The sequence below is a fragment of the Arthrobacter sp. efr-133-R2A-63 genome (genome assembly GCF_030209795.1).
GTDB lineage: Bacteria > Actinomycetota > Actinomycetes > Actinomycetales > Micrococcaceae > Arthrobacter > Arthrobacter bambusae_A.
Genome location: NZ_JARVRG010000017.1, coordinates 244,655 through 264,207, shown reverse-complemented (window position 1 = coordinate 264,207; position 19,553 = coordinate 244,655). Strand labels below are relative to the sequence as shown.

The window sequence follows — 19,553 nt, the reverse complement described above, 5'->3', positions numbered from 1 at the left end:
CTTCCTAGTAATCGGCGAGCCGCCGTCTAAGGGACAGCGTCCCTAACGCGAGCCCGACGGCGGCTGTCGCCATGAGCACCGCGAAGTCGCGGCCCAGGTTGTCGGTCGACTGGTAAAAGATCGCCGCCTCGAGCGCGTCCACGCCGTAGAAGGTCGGGGTGAAGTGCGCTATGGCCTGGATCCATCCGGGCAGGAACGCTGCAACACTGATGCCTCCGCTGAGGAAGAACAGGTAGATCGATAGGTTGATTCCGGCCCCGGCGACGGCTGAGAAGCGCCGCAGCGCACCTCCCAGGGCAGTGCCGAGCCCCGAGGCCGCCAGCGCGATCAGCCCGATCGCGGCCAGCGCCGGCAACCAATACCAGCCGGCAGGCCGGAGGACCCCGAAGGCGAACGACAAGACCAGCACCACCGCCGCCACGAGCATCGTCGTGACCCAGCACGCCAGGATTTTGCCGATGATCAAGGTGCCGCGGGCGATCGGCGAGAGCAAAAGGGCCTTGATGGTCAGATCCTCGAACTCACGGGCGGCGGCCAGTCCGCCGTTCACGATTCCCATGATCGTGAGCAGGAGCACCAGGATCGGCACGAGCTGGAACTGGACCAGGTCGACGTCGTGCGGCCTCAAGTCAGATTCGGCGACGCCCACCATGATCGGCGTGTCCGGCTGGCCGGCATAGAAGGTGGTAATCGCAGCGGGAACCGAGCGGCGCAGATCGTTGGTGAAGTCGAGGTTCAGGTTGTTGATCTGCACGCTGACGGGGTCGGGCCGCTGTGCCCGGTAGTCGTCGTCGAACGTGGCCGGCACGGTAATGACCGCCGCAACCTGAAGGGTGTCCAGCAGGTGTGTGGCTTCAGCGGGGTCGGCACGCTGGACGCGGAAGGCATCCGAGTTCTCAAGGATCGAGACGAGTCGTTGAGCCTGCGGTCCGCTGTCCTCCACCACCAGCGCCACCGGGTTGCGGCCCACCGCACCGGCCACCACGAAGATGATCAGCATGAACGCGACTGGCGGCAGGAGGCTGGCCAGAATCGCCGACGGCGTCCGGAACCAGGTCAGGATGTCTTTCGCCGCAATGGCGAGCACGGCACGTCCGGCGGCCATTAGTGCCCCGCCCCCCGCCGGCCGAACACGAAAGCCGCGCACCCGATGGCCACCACGGTGAAGGCTGCCAGCACGATCGCGTCGACAGCAAGGCCTTGCGGAGCAGTCTGGTAACCGTGGAAGGCGTGCTGGAAGGCCGCGATCGCATACGTGAGGGGCGATATCGCGGCGATCGCGCCCGGGATGGCACCCAGCCAGTTCGCCGGCCCGAACGGTCCGCTCAAGAAGAACAGGGGAAGGACAGCCGCGATCGACAGGGGGATTGCCTGCTGTCTCCTACGGACCAGCGTCCCGACAAGGACACCAAGGGCGAGGAAGGTCGCAAGAATCAGGAGTCCGAAGCCCACTACTTCAAGGGGATGGAGCGGGCGGACTCCGATCAAGAGGACCACGACGGCGAGTAGCAGCAGCGTGGACGCCGAGGCGAGGACTGCGGCACCAAGTACCTTGCCCACACCGATGGTCAGACGGCTCACAGGCGCCAGCGCGAGTTCCTTGATGGTCCCGAGCTCGTAGTCGCGCGCGGTATTGACGCTGCCCTGCAGTTGGGACGCGAGCATCAGGCCGGCAACCATGATGCTCACGGCGAGGTAGGGAATGTAGCCGGTGTCCTGGGCCTGCACATCGGACTCGCGGGCTGTCACCACCACCTGCTCGGGGAAGGCATCCGCGTAGAAGGACGTGATGGACAGCGGAACGGCCCGCCGGATGTCGTTGGTGAAGTCGACGTTCAAGTTGTTGACTTCCACCGGAATCTCGATCCGCTCTCTGGCGGCGAGGGCGGAGTCGAACCCTTGCGACACGGTCACGACGGCGACAATGCCGCCGGAGCGGATCTCCCGTTCCGCATCGGCGGGGGTCGCGGTGTGGATGATGAACGAATGCGCGCCGTCCATGGCCTGGACGAAGCGTTCCGCGAGCGGACCATGGTCATTCATCACGACGGCGATCGGTGCCTGGCCGCCGCTGATCGCGAAGAGCAGGAAGAGAAGCAGGAAGTTGATCGGGATGAGGACGCCGATGACCGCGAACAAGGGTTCCCGGAGGGTCAGGCGGATGTCCGTTGCCGCGACGGCCCGGACCACACGCAGGTCATGGCGGAGGCTCATTCCCGAAGCTCCTTGCCTGTCAGGCTCAGGAAGACCTCGTCGAGGCTCGGCTCCCGGCTCTGGATCTCCTCCAGGCTGGTTCCACCGACGACGGCGGTCACCACCCTGCCGGTGGCATCGGCGCCGCCCTCCACCGTGACCTTCAGCGAGCCGTCGGAAGCAGTTGCCGAGACAACGCCGGGGAGCGCGAGAACCGTTCGAACGATCTCCTCCCCGGGCGCTGGATGCGTGCGCATTTCAAGCACCGTGTCACCGAAGCTGCGCCGCAATTTGGACGGCGAATCGAGCGCTACCAGCCGTCCGCGGTCGATAATGGCCAAGCGATCGCACAAGGCGTTGGCTTCCTCAAGGTAGTTGCTGGTGATGAGTACGGTGGTGCCGTGATCCTTGAGCTCGAGGATCCGGTCCCAGAGGGCATGCCTGCTTTGCACGTCGACGCCGAGGGTCGGTTCGTCGAAGTAGAGCAGCTCGGGTTCGTGGAGCATGGCCCGGACCAATGCGAGCCTTCGCTTCATGCCGCCGGAGAAAGTTGAAACGCGGCTCTTCCGGCGTTCCACCAACTGCGCAAGCTCAAGCAGCGACGTGATCTTTCTCTCGAGGCCGTGCCTGGGCACGTCGAAGAGGTCGGCATGAAACCGGAGGTTGGCCTCCGCCGTGAGTTCCTCGTACAGGGCGTTCTCCTGCGGCACTGTCCCGAGCGAGCGCCGGATCCCGCGCGGATCCTTGAGCAGGTCGACGCCCAGAACCGTGACGTGGCCGGAGCTTGGGCGGCTGAGGCCGCTGATCATGTCGATGGTGGTCGTCTTGCCTGAGCCGTTGGGTCCGAGGAGGCCGAAAATCTCCCCGCGTTCAACCTGCAGGCTGAGGTCGTCGACGGCGGTGAGGGAACCGAACCGCTTCGTCACGCCGACAAGCTCTATGGCGGTCTCAGTCATGCCTGTCCTTTCCTGACCTGTTCAGTTGCCCTACGCGGCCGTTTCCGCGGCCCCTTGCCGGACGTGACCGCTGCGAGCGGATGGCGGTTGCGGCTTCCGCCAACGCGGCGTAATTGTGGCCGCTGACGAAGGCGTCGCAATAGGGCAGCGCAGCGGCCATGCCACCTGCAAGCGGTTGGAAGTCCGTCCCCGCCTTCCTCGGATTGACCCAGACGATCCGGAAGGCGAGGCGCCGCAGCCTCGCCATCTGGGCGTCCACCAGTTCCGGTGCGTCCTGGGCCCAACCGTCCGAGAGCACCACAACCACCGCACCCCGTGCCAATCCACGGCGTCCATGGCCATCGATGAACCGTTGGATGCTCTCCGCAAGGCGGGTGCCACCCGCCCAATCCCGGGCGGCGGCGGCTCCCAGCGCCAGGGCTTCGTCAGCGTTGCGGTTCGACAGCTGCCGGGTCAGCCTGGTCAGCCGGGTGGAAAACACGAAAGCTTCGGCCTGGGCCCCGGCTACTGCGCCTTGAAGCAGGGAAAGGAAGACCTGCGTGTACGGTTCCATGGAGCCGGATACATCGCACAGGAACACCAAGCGGCGCGGACGCGGACGACGGCGGGCATAGACAAGGGAGCTCGCGTCACCGCCGCTGCGCCGGGCCGCGCGGATGGTGCGCCGGAGGTCCAGCTTGGCGCCGCTGCGGGTCGACTGGCGTGTCCTGCGGCTTCGCCGCTCCGGGGTAGCCAGCATGATGCGCCGCACCAGCTGGCGCACGCGGGCTGTTTCCTCGGGAGTGAGCTCGGCGAAGGACTTCTCATGCAGGTGCTCGTCAGGGGAGGCCATCGCCAGGATTGCCTCGACCCAGGGTGCGTCGGATTCGCCGTTCCCGCCCTCCACGCCGGGGGTGGCGACGGGTGTCCGCGACGCCGGGACGCGGCTGCCCGCATGAGCGGGTACTCGTTCGCCGGGAGCGGCCCGGATGTGCTCTGCCGCGCGGCCTGCCGGAGGGCTGTTGGCATCGCCGCGGGTGTCCGCTGGATCGGGGATCCCGTCAAACGCGGCAGAGAAGACGGCATCGAATACCGGCAGTTGTTCGTGCGAGGAGACGAGGGCCACCCGGCACGTCCAGTACAGCGGCTCACGCGCAAGAGGGGAAACGAGCCTGAGTGCCTGCGCCAGCCAGGCCGCGCGATCAGGAGAACCCGGCAGTCCGGCACGGCGCAGGGCCGTGCTGAGCCCCACCGCCAAAACCGCGGCATCGACATGCGCCAGGCCATTCCTGAGCGGGTATTCAGTCATGGCTGCCGGCCACCCACGCGGGGCCGCGCGCCCAGGCCGTGTCCAGATCGTCGCGATTCTTCAGGACCGAACCCCAGGTCTGTTTCACCGCGGCCGGGTCCAGCCGTTCCACGCCGAGCACCGTGAGGGCGGCCACCCAGTCGATTGCCTCCGCGATCCCCGGGGGTTTGGCCATGTCCAGGGACCGCAGCCTCGTGATCGCGGCTGCGGCGTCCAAGGCGAGCGGCTCGGCGCTCCCGGGCACCCTGCGCCGCACGATCGCGGCGATGCGCTCGGGCCGGGGGTAGTCAATCCAGTGGTAGAGGCAGCGCCGGGTCAGCGCGTCGTGCAGGTCCCTCGTCCGGTTGGAGGTCAGGACGACGACCGGCGGATGCGTGGCCCGGATCGTGCCCAGCTCCGGGATCGTCACTGCGGCCTCGGCCAGCAGCTCGAAAGTGAAGGCCTCGAACTCAGCGTCCGCCCGGTCGATCTCGTCCAACAGCAGGACGGCCGGGCGCGGCCCGGGATGCTCGATCGCCTTCAGCAGCGGTCGACGCAACAAATACTGTTCCCCGAAAAGATCAGCCTCTTCCACGCGGACGTCCCGGACCTCGGCCAAACGGATGCCCAGAAGCTGCCGTTGATGGTTCCACTCGTAGAGGGCCTCGGCCACATCTATGCCCTCGTAGCACTGCAGACGGTACAGGGGAGTGCCGAGCACCTTGGCCAGGGCCTTCGCCGCCTCGGTCTTCCCGACGCCGGCCTCACCCTCCAACAGGATGGGTTGCGGCAACCGGACGGACAGGAACAGAGCAGTGGCCAACCCGACGTCGGCAAGGTAGTCGCCGTCGTCGAGGGCGGACATGAGCGCGGAAACATCCGGGACAAGCCGCCGCACCTCGTCTTCCGCGCCCGCGCGCGCCGCTCGGGCGGCGGGGGGTTCACGACGCGGCGGCATAGTGTTCCGGATCGGCGAGGAAGGCCCTCCGGCATCCAGCGGAACAGAAGTAATACGTCGTTCCTGCATGCTCGGCGTGCAACGTCGACTCCACAGCCGCGACGCTCATGCCGCAGACGGGATCCACGGCGCTCGCAGGTTCGGCGCTCGCAGGTTCGGCGCTCGCCGGTTCGGCGCTCGCCGGAACCGGATCCGCCGTCTCAGTCTCCGCCGCCGCAGCGGACCTGCCAAGGTGGCGCACGGACACAAGTTCCGCCAGTATCGACAGCGCGATTTCGGCAGGTGTCCGGCCGCCCAGCAGCAGGCCCGCCGGGCTGTGCACCTGCGCCCGCTGCTCGTCGTCGACGTCGAGCGAGGCCAGGACGGCCGCGCCGCGTGTGCGGCTCGCGACGAGGGCGACGTACGGTACCCCCAGCCGGAGCGCTGCCTCCAACGCGGGCTCCTCGTCCCGCCCCTGGGACGCGACGATGAGGGCGGCGTCGTCGGCCCGCGGTTCAGCAGCGGTTCCGTCGCTGAGTTCCATGTCCAGGTCGAGGATGGCACCCAAGGCAGCCAAGGCCTGCGCCACGGGGGTTGGACCGACTACGACCACCCGGGGAGCGGGCATGTGCGGCTCAAGGAAGATCTCCACCGCGCCGCCGCTGAGGCAGGGGTTGGCGACCTCGACGGCGCCCTCCTCGCGGGTGCGGGACGGTTCGCCGGGAACAACGCGGAGCAACAGCGGTTCGTGCTTGGACAACGTCTGCAATCCGTATTCACGCACGGAAGCCTCGACGCATGTGCCCCCAAGGAACCCGTCGATGTCTCCGTTGGCCAACACCAGGGCGGTGTCCCCGGCATGAGCACTGGTGGGATGCTGCGCGCGCACTACCGTGGCGCGCACAAACGGTTCCCGACGTCCTACCAGTTCCTGCGCCTTCGCGGCCAAGGCTTCTCCGTGCAAGGGCATGTCACACCGGTGGCCTGGCTCGGCCCTGCATGGCCTCCCACACCCGGGCGGGCGTGCACGGCATATCCATGTGGGTCACGCCGTACGGCGCCAAGGCATCCACGATGGCGTTGACGATGGCTGGAGGGGATCCGACCGTGGCCGATTCGCCGATGCCTTTGGCGCCGATGGGGTGGTGAGGGGACGGTGTGACGGTGAACCCTGTCTCCCAGTCGGGGACTTCCATCGCCGTCGGGATGAGGTAGTCCATGAAGGATCCGCTGAGGCAGTTGCCGTCCTCGTCGAACGCGATGATTTCCATGAGCGCCATCCCGACGCCGTCGGTCAGCCCGCCGTGGACCTGGCCTTCGATGATCATCGGGTTGATCCGGGTTCCGCAGTCGTCCACCGCGATGAAGCGCCGGACCTTGACGTGGCCGGTCCCGGCGTCGACGTCCACCACGCAAATGTAGGCGCCGAACGGGAACGTCAGGTTGGGAGGGTCATAGGTCACCTCCGCGTCCAGGTTGCCGTCGATGCCGTCCGGGAGAGCCACTGTGCCGTGGGCGCCGAACGCGATCTCGGCGATCGTCTTGCCGGCGCTTGGATCGCCTTTCACGAACCAGCGGCCCTTTTCCCACTCAAGGTCCTCGGGCCGCGTCTCAAGCATGGCCGCCGCAATGAACCGCGCCTTGTCCCGGACCTTCCGCGCCACCAGCGCCACCGCGCCGCCGCTGACCGGCGTCGAGCGGCTCCCATAGGTGCCCAGGCCGAAAGGCGTTTGGTCGGTGTCGCCGTGGACGACGTCGATGCTCTCCGGCGGGATGCCGAGCTCCTCGGCCACGATCTGGGCGAACGTGGTCTCGTGGCCCTGCCCCTGGCTCTGTACCGAGATCCTGACGACGGCCTTGCCAGTGGGGTGGACGCGGAGTTCGGCGCCGTCGGCCATCCCGAGTCCGACGATGTCGAAGTGCTTGCGGGGCCCGGCGCCGACGGTCTCGGTGAAGAAGGAGACGCCGATGCCCATGAGCTCGCCGCGCTCCCGCTTTTCGCGCTGCTCGCGCCGGAGGTCCTCGTACCCGGCCATGTGCATGGACAACCGCATGGCGGGCTCGTAGTTGCCGGAGTCGTAGACCCAGCCGGTCTTGTTGGCGTACGGGAATTGTTCCGGTTTGATGAAGTTCTTCAGCCGGAGCTCTGCCGGATCCATCTCCAGTTTCCGGGCCAGGATGTCCACCATGCGCTCCACGAGGTAGACAGCTTCCGTCACGCGGAAGGAACAGGCGTAGGCCACGCCCCCGGGCGCCTTGTTGGTGTAGACACCCGTGACTTTGCAGTAGGCCGCCTTCAGGTCGTAGCTCCCGGTGAAGATGGAGAAGAAGCCGGCCGGGGTCTTGGTGGGCTGCGCGGTCGCGTTGAAGGCGCCGTGGTCTGCCAGTACGCTGGTCCGGACTGCCAGGATCTTGCCTTCCTTGGTGGCTGCGATCTCGCCCTGCATGATGTAGTCGCGGGCGAACGACGTCGACATCAGGTTTTCCGAGCGGTCCTCCACCCATTTGACCGGCTTGCCGGTGACGATCGAGCCGACGACGGCCAGGACGTAGCCGGGATAGATGCCCACCTTGTTGCCGAAGCCCCCGCCGATATCGGGGGAGACGATCCGGATCTTGTGCTCCGGAATGCCGGCGACTATCGCGTACAGCGTCCGGTGGGCATGAGGGGCCTGGGTTGTTTCGTAGAGTGTCAGCCTGCCGTCGATCGGGTCGAAGTCCGCCACGGCACCGCAGGTTTCCATGGGTGCAGGGTGCACTCTCGGGTACACGACCTCCTGGGTGACGACGATGTCGGCGGCGGCGAACACCGCCTCGCTTTCAGCGGCATCGCCGATCTCCCAATCGAAGATCCGGTTGTCCGTCCGGCCCTCGATATCGTCCCGGATGACCGGCGCGCCGGCGTCGAGGGCGTGGCGGGCATCAATCACGGGTGGCAACATGTCGTATTCGACGTCGATCAGCTCGAGGGCGTCCCGGGCGGCGTAGCGGTCCTCGGCGACGACGAAAGCGACCTCCTGGCCCTGGAAGCGGACCTTGTCCGTGACAAGGACTGCCTGCACGTCGGCCGACAGGGTAGGCGCCCACGCGAGGTTGAGGGCCTGCAGGTCATTGCCGGTGATGACCGCGCGGACCCCGGGATGCGCCAACGCTTCGGACGTGTCTATCGACACCAGCCGTGCATGCGCGACGGGGGCGCGCAGGATGGCTCCGTGCAGCATGCCGGGCAACACGATGTCGTCGAGGTAATTGCCCTTGCCGCGGACGAACCGCGGGTCCTCTTTGCGCTGGAGGCGGCCGAACCCGATCGGGCGGCCCGGGTCTCCGGCCGCCGGGTTGGGTGCATGCTCCTGAACGGTGGTCATGCCGTCACCTCTTCCGCGGTGGTGCCGGCGGCACCGCCGTCGTCCGTCCCAGCGTCCGTCTCAGTGTCCCAACCAGGCGGGTTGGCTGCGGCCCATTGCACCGAGCGGACGATCGTCGCGTACCCGGTGCACCGGCAAATCTGGCCGGAGATGGCTTGGCGGATTTCGGCGTCGTCGGGATGCGGCTTGCGGTCCAGCAGGGCCCTGGCGGTGAGCATCATGCCGGGAGTGCAGAATCCGCATTGCAGGCCGTGTTCCTCCATGAACCCTTGCTGCACGGGATCGAGCGTGCCGCCGACGGCCAGTCCCTCGACGGTCCGGATGTCGTGTCCGTCGGCCATGGCTGCCAGCACGGTGCACGACTTCACCGGTTGTCCATCCATGAGGACCACGCAGGTTCCGCAGTTGCTCGTGTCGCATCCCCAGTGCGTGCCGGTCAATCCAAGGTTTTCGCGGATGAAGTGGACCAGCAACACGCGGGGTTCGATCTCCCGGGTCACCTCGTCCCCGTTGACCGCCATGCTGATCTGCATTGCCTTCAGCCTTCCTGTGCACCTGCGGCACGCGCACAAGCACGGCGCAGGACCCTGCGGGTAAGTTCGTCGGCCAGGTGCCGTTTGTAGTCGACCGGCCCACGCTGGTCGTCCACCGGGTGGCATGCGGCGGCTGCGATGCGTGCGGCTTCGACGAACAGCTCTTCATGCGGCTGTTGTCCGAGGAGCACGGCCTCGGCCTCGGGAATAGTGCCGTCCAGTCCGACCGCCGTCAGCCCGATTGCGGCCTCCTCCACCGTGCCGTCCGCGGCCAGCCCGACGGCGGCCCCGGCCGCGACGACCGCCCAGTCACCCACCCGCCGTTCCACCTTTTCGTAGGCGCTGCCCGAGCGCGGGCGGATCGCAAAGCGGACTTCGTACAACAGTTCGTTTTGCGCCACCGCGGTTTCGTAGGGGCCGCGGTGGAAATCCGACATCGGGACGGTCCGTTCGCCGTCGGGCCCGCGGATCACGGCCTGGGCGCGCAGAACATCGCAAACGGTAGAGAGGTCTTCCGCCGGATCGGCCTGGCAGAGGGAGCCGCCGATTGTTCCGCGGTTGCGGACCACAGGATCCGCGATCACCTGCTCGGCGTCGTGAATGATCGGGAAGAGATCGGCGACGTCGGCGGACTCGAGGAGCGCCGTGTGGCGGGTCAATGCTCCCACGCGCAACTCTTCACCGTCCCGGCGGATGAATTCCAGTTCCGCCAGGTCGTTGATGTCGATGAGCCACTCCGGCCGCGCCAGCCGCAGCTTCATCATCGGCAGCAGGCTGTGTCCGCCTGCGATGATGCGCGACTCGGGACCGTGGCGTTCGAGGAGGGCCAGCGCGTTTGCGACGTCACTCGCGCGCTCATAATCAAATGGAGCCGGAATCTGCATTGTCCACCCCTTAGGGCCAGACGTCCTGCCGCGCGCAGGACGCGAACCTATGATCAGTCTTGCCCCCGCCCTTGTGGGTGTCAACATGGTCAAGGGGGCAGGATCACGGCCTTTTTTGCTTGAAGAAAAGAATTTCCGTGGCAGTGTCCTTTTCGCGGGGTCCCGCCCGTCGTCATGGTGTATCAACCGATAAAAAGGAGTCATCGTGGAGTACATGCTTTTCATTTGCAGCGATCCAGCAGCGCCGGAATATGTCGCCGCCGAGGACAATATCGAGGAATGGGTGGCCGAGATGGAAAGCCGGGGCGTGAGCCGCCACGGTGATCGGCTGCGTCCTGTCGAGGACGCGACCACCGTCACGGTGCGGGCGGGCGAGGTGGTTGTCTCGGACGGCCCGTTCGCGGAGACAAAGGAATGGATTGCCGGATACGACATCATCGCGTGCGCCGATCTCGATGAGGCCATTGAGGTGGCGTCCAAGCATCCCATGGCACGATTCGGCAAGATCGAGATCAGGCCAGTGTGGCCGCTCGGGCTGTAGCGGTATGCCCGGTGGCCGGCGTCGTGAACGTGGGAGGGGAGACGTGGATTCAGGACTGACGGATACCCGGACCGCCGTCGAGGCAGCCTCCTCCGGGCAGACCGCGCGCATCACTGCAACCCTCATCCGCGTGACGGGCGACTGGAGCCTGGCAGAGGATTGTGTCCAGGACGCGTTTGCGAAGGCCCTCGTCGACTGGCCCGAGCACGGCATTCCGAGGAATCCCGGGGCCTGGCTGACCACTGTGGCCAGGAACAGGGCAATCGACCGGATGCGGAGTGCCGCCAGCGAAAAGAGGGCGGTCGGTGAACTAGCGATTATCGCCCAGCTCGAAAGCCTGGAAGAACGGGGTGGCATTGATCCGGGCGCGGAAGACGACCGGCTGCGCCTGATCTTCACGTGTTGCCACCCCGCCCTCCCGCTCGACGCGAGGGTTGCGTTGACGCTGCGCACCGTCGCGGGGCTGACCACGGGTGAGATTGCGCGCGCATTCCTCGTCTCGGAGGCAACCATGTCAAAGCGGCTCGTCCGCGCACGGGCAAAGATCCGTGACGCAGGAATCCCGTATCGGGTACCGCCGCCGGAGCTGAGGGCTGAACGCACGTCCGGGGTCTTGGCGGTGCTCTATCTCATGTTCAACGAAGGCTATTCCGCCACGGGCGGTGAATCCTTGATCCGCGAGTCCCTTGCCCGGGAAGCGATACGCCTCAACCGCTTGCTCGTTTCGCTGCTCGCCGGTTCCCCGCAAGAACCGGAGGCTGCGGGTCTCCTGGCCCTCATGCTGTTCCACCACGCCAGGCGGAGCACGCGAACCGACGACGCGGGGGACTTGGTGACGTTGGAGGAGCAGGACCGCGGCTTGTGGGACCACGCTGAGATTGCCGAGGCCGTTGCGCTCCTTGCCGCGGCCGAACGGCTTGGAATTTCACGCCGTTCCCGGCCGGGGAGCTACCGTGTCCAGGCCGCGATTGCGGCGTGCCATATGACCGCCCGAACCCCTGGGAGTACAGACTTCGCCCGGGTGGCCCTGCTGTACGACTCCCTGGCGCAGATTGCGCCGTCGCCGGTTGTCGAGCTCAACCGCGCTGTCGCCGTCGCGATGTCCCAAGGTCCCGAAGCCGGGCTTGCCCTCATCGAGCAGTTGGACCAGTCGCGGTCGCTCGAGGGGTACTACCTTCTGCCTGCCGCGAAAGCGGACCTCCTGAGGCGGCTCGGCCGGAGGTCGGAGGCGCGGGACGAATACCAACGGGCCTGCGAACTCGCACCGTCCGAGGCGGAACGCCGCTACCTTGGCAGGCGCCTCGCGGAGACTAGTTCTGCGTCCTCGTCCTTGTCTGAACCCAAACGGAACAGCCGCACCCCTGCCATTAAGGAGAAAAAATGAAACACCTCTTGCTGATTCAAAACAACTTCGACACCTGGAGCGCGCTTCCCGCGTCCGAGATCGACGCGATCATGGAGGCGCACACCTCCTTGCAAAAGGAACTCAGGGCCTCCGGAGAGTTCGTGGAGGCTCATGAATTGGGTGAGGAAGCGAAGTTCGTGAGAAACAACGGCGGCGGGCCTACGGTGACCGACGGCCCGTTCATCGAAACGAAGGAAATCGTGGCCGGCTACTACGTGGTCGACTGCGTGGACATGGCCCGGGCTGTGGAAATTGCGGGCAAGTTCGGGGAGGCCAGGCTGTGGCCGATCGAGGTACGTCCCATGGATCCGTGAGGGATCCGGAGAGCGTTGACACTGTTCCGGGCCACGAGGAGACTTTTTCTGGGGATGCCTCGTCGAAAGGAGCCCCAGATGTCGTGGCACGTCGAGGGTACGTATTTTGAGAATTGCAACTGCGACATGGTCTGCCCGTGTTCCACTTCCGGGTTGACCGCACCGGCGGACAACGATCGCTGCAACGTGGCCCTCGCCTTTCATGTGGACTCCGGTGAGGTGAACGGCGTCGACGTCGGGGGCCTGACAGTCTGCGTCGTCGCCGATACACCCGCCCTCATGAGCGACGGGGGATGGAAGATCGGCGTTCTGATGGATGCCGCTGCCTCGCCGGAGCAGGCGGAAGCGCTCGGTGGCGTCTTCGGTGGACAGCTCGGCGGACCGATGGAGGGCCTGACCCCCTTGATCGGTGAAATGGCGGGAATGGAGTCCCTGGAAATGGCCTACACCGAGGACGGGCCTTCGCACCAGGTCCGCATTGGCAGCGCCGTCGACATGGCTGTTGAGGACTTCGTGTCCCCGTTGGATGCCACCGGGCTGGGAGTGAAAGTCAGCGGAATCGGCTTCCCGGCCGACACCCTGGCGGCGGGTACCGCCAGCACGGCCCGCGTGGACGTGTTCGGGATGACCTGGGACAACGCCGGGAAGAACTCCTTCTCGGCTCCGTTTGCCTGGTCGGCCTAGGCACGGCAGGGGATAGCCGTCCATGGCGGCTCTTCCCCCGCCGTCAGCGCTCCGGGCTGCAACGGGGTAGTTATGAGTTATATCGCAGTGAGCAGGCGTACGGCTCGACGCCGCGAGTCCGAACAGGCCACGCGCCGGCTGGTTGTCATCTTGAGCATTTCGGCGGCCACGGCGTGGCTGGCTTCCGTGCTGATGGCGGCGACCACGCACGTCGTCGGCGTCGTTCACACCTACGCGCTGATCGCCCACATTCTTGCCATGGTGGTGTCCTTCGGCGCCATCCTCCTCGTGGACTGGCACGGGTTCCTGTGGCTGATTGGCAGGCGTGGACTGGCCGAGACACTCCGGCTCGACGGGGCCGCGACACCGTTGATCTGGGGTGGACTCGCCGGCCTGCTCGCGAGCGGAGTCTTCCTTGACGCCCGCCTGAGCAGCCCCTTGACGGACGTCAAGCTGCTGGCCGTGCTGGTCCTCACCTTGAACGGAATCATGCTCATCCCGCTCATGAGGCGGCTGGCACACCTGCCGCCTTCGGCATCGTTTCTGGATCTCACCCTGGGCCAACGCTTCCACATGCTCTCGTGCCTGGCCATCTCGCAGCTGTGCTGGTGGACAGCGATCGTCATCGGATTCATCAACGCCGCTTCCCAGCCACTCACGTCGTGAACGGCAAGACGAGCCGCGATGGGTGGGCGGCGTCGCGGTAGATCTTGTGCGTGACGGGGCGGCCCACCGGCAGATGAAAGGCGTCAGGCGGGAGCAGTGCGTTGTGATCGTCGGCCAGCGGCTCATTGTTGGACAGTTCAACCGTGAGGCGGTGGCCTGGTTTGAAACTGTTCGCGAACGGGTAGAGGCGCAGTACGTACTCCTCGATCGCCCCGGCCTCCACGGGCACGGACCGGGTGTGCGGGTGGTACGGGTTCCCCTCAGTGGTCCGGTCATCCAGCTCGCGGTGCGAGGCCTTGAGGTATCCAGTGGTGATCAGCTGCCGTTGCCCGTTCGGCGCGGAGTCCCAGAGCCGCAGGATGAAGTTTGTGTCGGCCTGGTCGAGTTCCGCGAAGATATGGGCGGCGCCGGCGCCGATGAGTTCAGTATCCTGCTCGAACGGGTCGGTGCTCCACGAGAGGATCTCCACCTTGTCCGTTACCGTTAGCGGGGCTTGATAGAAACCATCCGGGGCTGCGTACTCGGCACCCATCGGCTCAGGCTCTTGCGACAGCTTGTGGCGAGGGCGGAAGTAGAGGGACGTGTATTCGATGTCCTTCGGCGGCCACTGCCCGGCGGTCACCACCTCGCGCGAGCCCTCCACGAAGACGCTGACGGGCGGCTCGTCCATGACCCCGTTGTCGATGCCCTTGATCCAGTAGTCATACCACCGGAACATTTTGTCGTGCTCCTCGATGAAGGGACGCGATTGCATGGGCGGGTAGGGGCCGATGGTCAGCTTTTTCGGTCCTTTCAGCGCGCTGTACAGCTCGATGGTGCCGTCCAGGGTCCACCCGCGGCCCTGGTCGAGCTGCAGCCAGACGGGGATGTCGATGTTCGGGGCCAGCGTGATGGGGTTGCGCTCTTCGTACCATTCGCCGTCCAGCTCGTTCATGACGATGTCGAACCAGGCCTCATGGTTCTTAGGGTAGTTCAGCAGGTGGACGAGGTTCGGCCAGGCACCGATGTCCGGGTCCTCAAGGCGCATGGCGACGAGCTTCTTGAGTTCCCCTGGGGAATACGTCTCGATCATGCGGGACTTGACGTCGTCGGTGAACGCCCAGCCGGAGTCGCCTCCACGGCCCTCGCGGGCGGCACGCGGCATGAACCACATGATGCCTCCGTGGTACGTCGTTTCGTAGAAGTCGTAGTGGCCGCCGGAGACAAAGATCGCCTTGAGGTGCGGCGGACGCTCGGCTGCCGCCAGCACCTGCATGGAACCGAAGTAGGAGATGCCCACCATGCCGACGTTGCCGTCGCACCAGGGCTGCGCGGCGACCCATTCGATGAAATCGTAGGCATCCTCGCCGAGCGGGACACCGCCGGCGTTGTAGTTGCCGATGTGCTCGCCGCCCGAGAAGCCCGAGCCGCGGAGGTCGCCGATGACGTGGACGTAGTCTTCCTTCACGATCCTGGCGATGTCCCCGGCCTCGATGCAGCCGTCCCACATGGGGCTCGGCCGCCGCTGCGGGGGAGTAGTGAGGGCGAGCGCCTGCAGTTCCTTGCCGTACGGACTCAGGGCAACCAGGGCCGGCCGCGGCTTGTCTTCGGTGCCGAGGTAGGCGTCCGCCGCGAGCTCGACGCCGTCCCGCATCGGGACCCGAAGGTCCTTGCGGACAGCTATGGATTGCCCGCTGGCATTCAGCAACTGAAAGTCATCCATGAGTGGTGGTCTCCTCATCTTCGATCAAATGGTCCAGCGACGTGCGGTACCCGTGCAGGGTGGTGAAGAACGGGGAGGGCTCCAGCGTGGGATCTCCTTCGTATCCAAGCTCCTTGGCCGCGGGCGCAAAGGGGGAGTAGGGCGAGTCCGTGTCCTGCAGGCCCAACGTCAAGCTGGCACACGCCGCATTGTTGACGCGGGCCTCGATGTCCAGGCTCCCCTGGAGCGCTTCCCTGGCCTGTTCGGCGTCGAGCTCCACGCCGTAGGGCGTGCCGTCCCCGCGGCGATAGGGGTGCCCCAGGTACAAGTGCCCGGGACGGACTTCATCGCGCAGGTATTCAAGGCTCGAGCGGTAGGCGGCCGGATCCACGAACCCGGGGAAGCCGTTGGCCGCGCCGTGAACCTGGACCGCGTCGCCGACGAAGACGTCATTCTGCCCGTCGAGGACGTAAGCGACCGACCCCGGGGTGTGGCCCGGGATCGAGTGGACCGACACCGTGACGCCGCCGCCCAGCGGGATGCTCTCGCCGCCCCGCACCAGCAACGTCGGCTCCATCTCGCCCGAGATCACGGCATTCGTGGCCGCGGTGAGCTTCGCTTCGCCGTCGGGATCCTGCACATACTGCGCCCGCCCGGACAGGTATTCGTCCACATGGGCCCGGCGCGAGCGGAGCAACGGTGCGTCGGCCTCATGGATGACCACCCGGGCGCGCCGCCCGGTGAGCTCCCACAAGGCGTAGGCGCCGCCGATGTGGTCGATGTGCCCGTGCGTCAGCAGGATCCAGCGGACGTCCTCGATCCGGCGTCCGATCGCCTCCAGCGCCGGCATCATGCCTTCAGCCGGGGAGGACGCGATCCCGGTATCGACGATGGCCGGTTCGGCGGCGTCGATGAAAAAGCTATAGAGCCCGAAGCGGCCCCACGGCGAGACGAGCGGATGCACAGCGACCGGTGTCGTCATTGTCCGGCCCCCGCGTTCAGGAATTCCGCTGTCTCCTCGAAGGCCCGGTAGAGCTCCGGGATCCAGGAGAAATGCTGTACGAAACCATGGTTGGCGCCGGGGTAGCGCACCACTTTCGCTTTGACGCCGGCCTGCGCCAAGCGCCGGCCGTAGAGTTCGCCCTCATCCCGGAGCGGGTCGTGCTCGGCCGTGATGACCAGCGCCGCCGGCAGTCCGGCGAGATTTTCCCGCTTCACGGGGGAGACGCGCGGGTCCCCACGGTCGGCCCCGCTCTCGAGGTAGAAGGAGTTGAAAGGCTTAAGGCCCGCTGTCTCCAGGCCGTACCCTTCGGCGTTCTCGCGCAATGAGGGGTACCGCTCGACGTCGAAGTCCAGGTCCAACGAGGGGTAGAACAGGACTTGGTGGGTGATCCGGTTGAACCCGTCGTCGTGGGCCATCGCGGCGACGGCGGCGGCGAAGTTGCCGCCGGAGCTGTCGCCGGCGATGGCGAGGTTCTTCCCGTCCCACTTCAGGCTTCCACCCTTCCCGGCCGCCCAGCGGACCACGGCGTAGCAGTCTTCGAGCCCTGCCGGGAAGGCGGCCTCGGGGGCCAAACGATACCCCACCGAGATGACCTTGTGCCCGGTTTCCTGTGCCAAGGCCCGTGCCACGTGGTCGTGGGTGTCCAGGCTGCCCAGGAAGAAGGCGCCGCCGTGGAAGTACACCAGCAGGCCATAGGAGTCGGCCTCCATCGGCGTGTAGATCCGCACCGGGACCTCGCCCGACGGCGTCACGGCTGTGGCGTCGTCCACCGAGTACAGCGGTAGCCGCTCCGCCAGCGGCGGGACCTGGGCTGCCTCCCCGGCGCGCAGGGCGCCGGGGTCCAAGGGGGAACCATCGGGTGCCGGCAAAGTGGCCAGGACCTTGGCGATTTGCGGGTGGATGGCCATGGCTTTCAGGCCCTCGCTTCTGTTGTTGCTGGCGTGCTGGAGGGCTTTTGGGACGTAGGTTTCTGACCCGGGAAGACATCGTCGACTTCTTCCTCGCTCCAGCCTTGGCGGGAAATGCGCTGGAGCTCGTCCGTCACGGGCTTGCGGGTTGCCTGGAAGAGGGCCAGTGCCTCCTTGACCGTCTCGGCCTCGCCGAGCGCGTCGGCGAGCGCGCCTGCATCCTCGATGGCGGAGTTCGCGCCTTGTCCTTGGTGGTGCAGCATCGAGTGCGCTGCGTCGCCCACGAGCACCACGGAGTCGGTGTGCCATGAGTCGACGGGGTTGATGTCGTAGACGGCACGGATGTTGACCGCGCTCATGTCGAGGCCGCGCGTGATGTTCACGATGCGCTCGTCGAATCCGCGCACGGTTTCCAGGAGGCTTTCCTTGCCTACTTCAGGCGCCCAGGTGCCGTCCGGGTTCAGTGCAGTGATGTCGAAGGACACCTGGTTCCGGTGGCGAAGCGGCAACAGATAGACCTTGGTGCCCTTGCCGATGTACATCCGAAGGTTGTCGTCGACCACCAGTCCGTGGGCGTCGTCGGCGGAAATGACCACGCGATAGGCGTGCTCTCCGGAGAACACGGGGCCCTTGTCGCTGAAGAGCTGCTCGCGCACCACGGATTTGATGCCATCGGCACCAACCACGAGGTCTGCCTCGACAGTGTTGCCGTTGGTGAAGCTCAGCACGGAATGGCCGTCCTTCTCCTCGATCCTCTCGAGCTTGTGGCCCAGGTGCACCATTCCCTCCGGGAGCACGCCCAGCAAGGCTTCGATGAAGTCGCCGCGGTGGATGAGGTAGGTGCGGGCCTGTCCGCCGAACTCCGGCCAGGTGTCCTTCATGATCGGAACACCGGCGGCCGTGAGGATTTCGAAATAGTCGCTCGGCGAGCTGACCTTCGCGATTGCGTCGAAGATGCCCCACGTGCTGAAACGGTCCATCGTGGCGGGACGCAATCCTATGCCGGCGCCGACCTCCCGCATCTGCGACGCTTGCTCATACACGTTGACGTTCGCACCGAGCAGGCTCAGGGCCTTGGCCGCAGCTGCGCCGCCATACCCTGCGCCGATGATGGCGATATTGAGCTTCTTGATATCTTCAGATTTCATTGCGTGGATCACTTTCTGGACTCTTCCTTGGCCGCGGCCAAGTCTGGCGAAGCGGTAGCTTGGGGTGCCTGACCGGCGTCAGGCGTGCAGCGACAGGAAGTCGGCCGGGTTGTCTTCGAGCAGGAGTTTGAGCGTGGCGTCGTCGATTCCCGCCGCGCGCATGTCGGGGATCATGTCCTCGAAGATGTAGTTGATGGTGTGGCCCTTCACCCCCGGCCAGCCCAGCGGGCTGCAATTCGCGTCTGCCGAAACGAGGAGCTTGTCCACGTAGCCCTTGTTCACGAGGCTGACGAAGTGCTGCATGCGTTCGGCGCGCTTGCGGCCCCAAAACGGGGGATCCGGAAGCTCCAGGTCGTAGCCGAAGGTATCGAAGCCGATTCGGCCGCCCTGCTCGTAGATCCAGTCGTGCGGCGTGATCGCAGCGTTTAGCCCGTCGTCGGCGTGGCCGAAGAGCACGCGGTCCAGGGAGAGGCCCTCTTCCTTGAAGATGGACACCGCCGGTTCGGGGTCGATCGCCAGGTGAGTCAGGATCGGCGCGCCGGTGACGACGGCGGCGCGGGCCGCGGCCCGGTAGATGCGTTTGTCCAAGGATGTCATCCGTCCACCGCGGCTCACGCCGACCTTGATGACGCCGGCCTTGGCGCCGGTGTTTCCGATGCCCACCGTGAGCTCGTGGATGAAGACTTTCGCAAGGTAGTCAACGGTGGCGCGGGAAAAATGCGGCAAGGCGGTGTCGCCGCCGACGAACCCCGTGCTGGCCACAATGTGCACGCCGGTTTTCCGGGACAGAGACTTGTAATAGTCGACGTCGCGGCCGTTGCAGATACCCGTGGCATCGACGAAGGTGCCGCCGCCGTATTGCCGGAACTGCCGCAGCTTGGGCACGGTTTCTTCGTAGGCCTGTTCCGGGGTTTTCCACTATTTGGTGTCGAGTTCGGAACCGGGCATGCCGTAGCCGATGTGTTCGTGGACCGCCACGATTTCCAGTTCTTCGGCCGGGATGGTTCCCAGCACTGTGTTGACCTTGGTCATTCGTTCACCTCGGGGGTTCTCAAGCTTGTTGGGGGT

Annotated in this window: 17 protein-coding genes and 3 pseudogenes; 5 read left to right on the top strand and 15 right to left on the bottom strand. The window is 66.1% G+C overall.

The genetic code is table 11. The annotated features are described in order from the left end of the window. Positions 1 to 4 precede the first annotated feature (4 nt). From QRN45_RS09325 to QRN45_RS09285, 10 genes and pseudogenes are all read right to left on the bottom strand, one after another. The gene (locus QRN45_RS09325) at positions 5 to 1,105 is read right to left on the bottom strand and encodes an ABC transporter permease (RefSeq protein WP_264637881.1); all 1,101 of its coding nucleotides are present in this window, start codon (positions 1,103 to 1,105) and stop codon (positions 5 to 7) included. Beyond that, a complete protein-coding gene (locus QRN45_RS09320; RefSeq protein ID WP_284763082.1) occupies positions 1,105 to 2,214 on the bottom strand; it encodes an ABC transporter permease in 1,110 nt (369 codons plus the stop codon). Before QRN45_RS09320 ends, QRN45_RS09325 begins: the two co-directional genes overlap by 1 nt. Further along, entirely contained in the window at positions 2,211 to 3,149 is a 939-nt protein-coding gene (locus tag QRN45_RS09315; protein WP_284763080.1) for an ABC transporter ATP-binding protein, read from the bottom strand. Before QRN45_RS09315 ends, QRN45_RS09320 begins: the two co-directional genes overlap by 4 nt. Beyond that, a pseudogene (locus QRN45_RS21010) lies at positions 3,142 to 3,843 on the bottom strand (VWA domain-containing protein); the annotation flags it as partial. The pseudogene QRN45_RS21010 and the gene QRN45_RS09315, both read right to left, overlap by 8 nt. A 357-nt stretch (positions 3,844 to 4,200) precedes the next feature. Continuing rightward, positions 4,201 to 4,437, bottom strand: a pseudogene (locus QRN45_RS21005) (hypothetical protein); the annotation flags it as partial. Beyond that, positions 4,430 to 5,314, bottom strand: a complete 885-nt coding sequence (locus QRN45_RS09305; RefSeq protein ID WP_350309760.1) for an AAA family ATPase — start codon at positions 5,312 to 5,314, stop codon at positions 4,430 to 4,432. The gene QRN45_RS09305 and the pseudogene QRN45_RS21005, both read right to left, overlap by 8 nt. Positions 5,315 to 5,357: 43 nt before the next feature. Then, a complete protein-coding gene (locus QRN45_RS09300; protein ID WP_284763076.1) occupies positions 5,358 to 6,323 on the bottom strand; it encodes an XdhC family protein in 966 nt (321 codons plus the stop codon). Position 6,324: 1 nt separating this feature from the next. Beyond that, positions 6,325 to 8,718, bottom strand: a complete 2,394-nt coding sequence (locus tag QRN45_RS09295) for an aerobic carbon-monoxide dehydrogenase large subunit (protein ID WP_284763074.1) — start codon at positions 8,716 to 8,718, stop codon at positions 6,325 to 6,327. Continuing rightward, on the bottom strand, positions 8,715 to 9,251 hold the full coding sequence (locus QRN45_RS09290) for a (2Fe-2S)-binding protein (protein ID WP_284763072.1): 537 nt from the start codon (positions 9,249 to 9,251) through the stop codon (positions 8,715 to 8,717). Before QRN45_RS09290 ends, QRN45_RS09295 begins: the two co-directional genes overlap by 4 nt. Positions 9,252 to 9,256: 5 nt before the next feature. Then, a complete protein-coding gene (locus tag QRN45_RS09285; RefSeq protein WP_241708658.1) occupies positions 9,257 to 10,135 on the bottom strand; it encodes an FAD binding domain-containing protein in 879 nt (292 codons plus the stop codon). 214 nt (positions 10,136 to 10,349) lie between these two features. Between QRN45_RS09285 and QRN45_RS09280 the strand changes: the two genes are divergently transcribed. The 5 genes from QRN45_RS09280 (at position 10,350) to QRN45_RS09260 (ending at position 13,745) form a co-directional block, all read left to right on the top strand. Further along, on the top strand, positions 10,350 to 10,676 hold the full coding sequence (locus QRN45_RS09280; protein WP_319801850.1) for a YciI family protein: 327 nt from the start codon (positions 10,350 to 10,352) through the stop codon (positions 10,674 to 10,676). Between the two features lie 43 nt (positions 10,677 to 10,719). Beyond that, positions 10,720 to 12,060, top strand: coding sequence for an RNA polymerase sigma factor (locus QRN45_RS09275; protein WP_284763070.1), 1,341 nt, complete (start codon positions 10,720 to 10,722; stop codon positions 12,058 to 12,060). Beyond that, the gene (locus QRN45_RS09270; RefSeq protein ID WP_264637890.1) at positions 12,057 to 12,395 is read left to right on the top strand and encodes a YciI family protein; all 339 of its coding nucleotides are present in this window, start codon (positions 12,057 to 12,059) and stop codon (positions 12,393 to 12,395) included. The genes QRN45_RS09275 and QRN45_RS09270 overlap by 4 nt, the downstream gene beginning before the upstream one ends. A 78-nt stretch (positions 12,396 to 12,473) precedes the next feature. Beyond that, entirely contained in the window at positions 12,474 to 13,079 is a 606-nt protein-coding gene (locus QRN45_RS09265) for a DUF1326 domain-containing protein (protein ID WP_284763068.1), read from the top strand. Positions 13,080 to 13,151: 72 nt separating this feature from the next. Further along, the gene (locus QRN45_RS09260; protein ID WP_284763066.1) at positions 13,152 to 13,745 is read left to right on the top strand and encodes a hypothetical protein; all 594 of its coding nucleotides are present in this window, start codon (positions 13,152 to 13,154) and stop codon (positions 13,743 to 13,745) included. Here QRN45_RS09260 and QRN45_RS09255 read toward each other — a convergent pair. The 5 genes and pseudogenes from QRN45_RS09255 to QRN45_RS09235 all read right to left on the bottom strand — a co-directional run. Continuing rightward, a complete protein-coding gene (locus tag QRN45_RS09255; RefSeq protein WP_284763064.1) occupies positions 13,735 to 15,447 on the bottom strand; it encodes a CocE/NonD family hydrolase in 1,713 nt (570 codons plus the stop codon). The two genes, QRN45_RS09260 and QRN45_RS09255, sit on opposite strands and share 11 nt — an antisense overlap. After that, a complete protein-coding gene (locus tag QRN45_RS09250; RefSeq protein ID WP_264637893.1) occupies positions 15,440 to 16,408 on the bottom strand; it encodes an MBL fold metallo-hydrolase in 969 nt (322 codons plus the stop codon). The genes QRN45_RS09255 and QRN45_RS09250 overlap by 8 nt, the downstream gene beginning before the upstream one ends. Beyond that, positions 16,405 to 17,337, bottom strand: a complete 933-nt coding sequence (locus tag QRN45_RS09245; RefSeq protein WP_284763062.1) for an alpha/beta hydrolase — start codon at positions 17,335 to 17,337, stop codon at positions 16,405 to 16,407. The genes QRN45_RS09250 and QRN45_RS09245 overlap by 4 nt, the downstream gene beginning before the upstream one ends. Positions 17,338 to 17,342: 5 nt before the next feature. Further along, on the bottom strand, positions 17,343 to 18,485 hold the full coding sequence (locus tag QRN45_RS09240) for an FAD-dependent oxidoreductase (protein WP_284763061.1): 1,143 nt from the start codon (positions 18,483 to 18,485) through the stop codon (positions 17,343 to 17,345). Positions 18,486 to 18,563: 78 nt separating this feature from the next. Then, positions 18,564 to 19,379, bottom strand: a pseudogene (locus tag QRN45_RS09235) (phosphotriesterase family protein); the annotation flags it as partial. Positions 19,380 to 19,553: the final 174 nt, after the last annotated feature.